Annotated in this window: 1 protein-coding gene; it reads left to right on the top strand. The window is 35.4% G+C overall.

The features are described from left to right. Positions 1 to 20 precede the first annotated feature (20 nt). A partial coding sequence (locus tag KP705_RS18875) for a hypothetical protein (protein ID WP_215765417.1) occupies positions 21 to 390 on the top strand: 370 nt, incomplete at its 3' end.

The raw sequence follows: 390 nt of genomic DNA, 5'->3' as shown, positions 1-390 counted from the left end.
AGACCAAGGCTATTCGTTATATGTTTGGGAATGGGGTCGAGGTTTATTGCGGTTGGGAAAAGCCTTACGATATCATGACTTGTTTGCATGACCATTATATTGACCATTCTTTTCCTGTGAAGGATGTGAAAAGTTATAGAGATTATTTGCGTTGTCTTCCTTCGCATTCTTCTTTGTTTTTGGATTACATAGAAAGCAGGGGATATGGTTTTTTAAGATTCAACGAATATTTGAACGATGACGAGGATGATTTTTGTTACGAGTGTGTTTTTGTTAATGACAATAAAGATGAGATACGCCTTTGGGTTAAAGATTTAGAAGAATGTGACAAGGATGGTTTGTATTCGAGTATCGATAATTTAGATTTGGAAAATTGTACGTCTGATGATT

Source organism: Gluconobacter sp. P1D12_c (assembly GCF_018812105.1).
Lineage (GTDB): Bacteria > Pseudomonadota > Alphaproteobacteria > Acetobacterales > Acetobacteraceae > Gluconobacter > Gluconobacter oxydans_A.
The sequence above is the reverse complement of the archived record's forward strand: the minus strand, read 5'-3'. Positions and strand labels throughout refer to the sequence as shown.